The 3,071-nt window shown below is 45.5% G+C and carries 3 protein-coding genes; 2 read left to right on the forward strand and 1 reads right to left on the reverse strand.

The window, feature by feature from the left end:
- Nucleotides 1–48: 48 nt before the first annotated feature.
- Nucleotides 49–1,479 carry a hypothetical protein gene (locus QZ735_RS02410; protein WP_294243818.1) on the reverse strand — a complete coding sequence of 477 codons (1,431 nt, stop codon included), beginning with the start codon at nt 1,477–1,479 and terminating at the stop codon, nt 49–51.
- Nucleotides 1,480–1,627: 148 nt separating this feature from the next.
- On the opposite strand from QZ735_RS02410, the gene QZ735_RS02415 reads away from it, so the two are divergent.
- Nucleotides 1,628–2,791 carry a 2-isopropylmalate synthase gene (locus QZ735_RS02415; protein WP_294243820.1) on the forward strand — a complete coding sequence of 388 codons (1,164 nt, stop codon included), beginning with the start codon at nt 1,628–1,630 and terminating at the stop codon, nt 2,789–2,791.
- A gap of 20 nt (nt 2,792–2,811) precedes the next feature.
- A partial coding sequence (locus tag QZ735_RS02420; protein WP_294243822.1) for an aconitase family protein occupies nt 2,812–3,071 on the forward strand: 260 nt, incomplete at its 3' end.

Here is a 3,071-nt window from a genome sequence, read left to right on the forward strand (position 1 = left end):
ATGACTTTCACTTTGAGAGCATCCTTTTTTTCATGGACCTCAGTGAGGTCATGCCAAGCCGGCAAAGTGCTCAAGTTTTTTATCAAATTCTTTAAAAGCTTCCAGTCGCCGGCTTGGCATGACCTCACTGAGGTCCCTGAAAAAAAGGATGCTCTCAAAGTGAAAGTCATCAGGGTTCTTCATTTTTTTTACGAATCTTGAACTGTTTTTTATCAGCTCATCATAATCCTCATCATCTCCGGATTCATGCTTGGCCATCAGCATCAGCATTCTTGTATGGAACAGAAGATCCTCCTGCACATTTCCTTTGGATTCGATTATCCTTGAGCAATACAGCACGGTCTCATCATATTTTCTGCTGCCGAAAAGCATGGCGGCCATTTTGAGATACAGGATCATGAAATGGTGTTCATCAATCTTATCCCGGAATTTTTCCATTTTCATCTCGATCTCTGGAATAAGCTTTGAACCTGCAAAAAAATCCCCTTTTACGAAATGGATGTTCATCAAAGTATTGGAATGGGTAAGAAAAACAAGGGACTGCAGGTTCTCGTTCTGGGCAAAGCCCGAAGCCCGGACCCTTTTGTTGAACTCTTTAAAAGACTTTTCCAACATATCAATGTTTCCGTAAAGGAAAAGGATTTTCAGCAGATACGTATTGCCTTTCACATACCATACCGGATGGCTTGCGATCATTTCAGGATGGGTATGAAACAGCGTAACCCACTGGAAAGCGTATTTCAGGGTATATTTATAATCCTGCAGCAACTGGTTTTTCCAGACATGCGCTTTGAAATACCATAGTCTTTCTGTAAAGTTCAGTTTCTCAAAACTGATTTTCCGGATCCGGGCATTGAACACTTCCATAATTTCAGCGCGGCCGGCATCGTTCTTCACATAGCCATGGGTCAGCATTTCACTGTATAGCTTCAGCGACAGGTTCGAAAGTTCCGTTGCGTAATGATTCTGCCTTCTGATTTCCGTCGACTGCCGGATCAGTTCGTCCGCCCGGCCTTCGATGCTCCGGGTAATGAACTGGGATTCGATCACTTTTTCAAGATCAATAATCTCGGAAACAATCGTCTTCTCATCGAGTTCCAATGCCGTCTGTTTGGTTTTGTCCAGGATTTTCAGTGCCTGCTTATACAGTCCTTTCTGATACAGGATATTGGCAAAATCCAGCTGCTCGCGGAGCTGGATCCGATAATTCTGGTGGCTCGGGTTCATCCGGAGGCTGATCAGGATCTGTTTGTACAGATGGGCTTTCAGGTTCGACAGCTGTTGCTTGGTAGAAATTTTTTTTCCGGTAATCACACGCTCATCGTATTCCTTCATTTTCTCCATCTCTGAAAAGAGCAGGAGGAACTTCGCATCCACGTTAATTCCAAGCCGGTTCACATAAAGCCTGAACTGCCTCTTTTCAGAAGTTGTCAGTGATTTGATCAGGATAAATAAAAAATCTTTATGCAATTCTGCCATCGTAAATTAGAAGGGTTTAACGTGTTGAAAAACAATTGAATATAAATGAAAACAATAATTTTGAACATTGTAGTTTTCACAAAAACCGGAAGGGATTAAATGGATCGTCTTTCTAGTTTTGATTCAAAATTAAGTAAAAAACTTCATTATGAATTCCGAAAAAATCGAAATCTTTGATACCACGCTCCGGGACGGAGAGCAGGTCCCCGGCTGCAAGCTGAATACGGAACAGAAATTACAGATTGCGGAAAGGCTGGATGAACTGGGCGTAGATGTTATTGAGGCCGGTTTCCCGGTTTCCAGTCCGGGAGATTTCCATTCGGTTTCGGAAATTTCAAAGTTGGTAAAAAATGCCAGGGTCTGTGGATTAACCAGAGCGAACCGGAAAGACATCGATACCGCTGCGGAAGCCCTCCGTTTTGCCGCCAGGCCAAGAATCCACACCGGAATCGGGACCTCGGATTCCCATATCCGCTTCAAGTTCAATTCTAACAGGGAAGATATCCTGGAAAGGGCGGTACAGGCTGTTGCTTATGCGAAAACGTTTGTGGAAGATGTGGAATTTTATGCTGAAGATGCCGGGAGAACGGATAACGGTTACCTGGCCAGGGTCTGTGAAGCGGTAATCAAAGCCGGGGCTACGGTACTCAATATTCCGGACACCACGGGATATTGCCTGCCTGAAGAATACGGTGAAAAAATTAAATATTTAAAAGAAAATGTAAACGGTATTGACAGAGCCATCCTGTCCTGCCACTGCCACAACGATCTCGGAATGGCAACAGCCAATTCGATTGCAGGGGTCATCAACGGGGCCCGGCAAATTGAATGCACGATCAACGGGCTGGGCGAAAGAGCAGGAAATACGGCCCTGGAAGAAGTAGTGATGATTCTGAGACAGCATCCGCACCTGCATCTGCATACCAACGTACAGTCCAAACTGCTGAATCCGGTAAGCCTGCTGGTTTCCGAACTCATGGGAATGCCCGTGCAGCCAAACAAAGCCATCGTAGGTGCCAATGCCTTTGCCCACAGTTCAGGAATCCACCAGGACGGCGTCATCAAAAACAGGGAAACCTACGAAATTATAGATCCTTCAGAAGTAGGCGTGAATGCTTCAACAATTGTGCTGACGGCAAGGAGCGGCCGCTCTGCACTGGCATACCGGTTCAAGCACATCGGCGTTGAGGTAACTAAAAACGAACTGGACTTTCTCTATGAGGAATTCCTGAAAGTAGCAGACCGCAAGAAAGAGGTGGTTGATGATGACCTGAGCTTAATGATTGAAACCGCCACCAGAAAGATAGGATAGATTCAACTGAACAACGTAAAATGAATACCGATAAAAAAACACTTTTCGATAAAGTCTGGGATGCCCATGTCGTGGAAACCGTCCCGAACGGGCCTCAGATCATCTATATCGATAAACATCTGATCCACGAGGTCACCAGTCCGCAGGCGTTTGCGGAACTTGAGTCCAGAAACCTGGAAATCTTCAGGCCCCAGCAGATCGTAGCAACGGCAGACCATAATGTTCCCACCTGGGACCAGGACAAGCCGATCCGCGATGAATCTTCACGGAACCAGGTGGA

It is taken from the genome of uncultured Chryseobacterium sp. (assembly GCF_913776365.1).
In the GTDB taxonomy this organism is placed as follows: Bacteria; Bacteroidota; Bacteroidia; order Flavobacteriales; family Weeksellaceae; genus Chryseobacterium.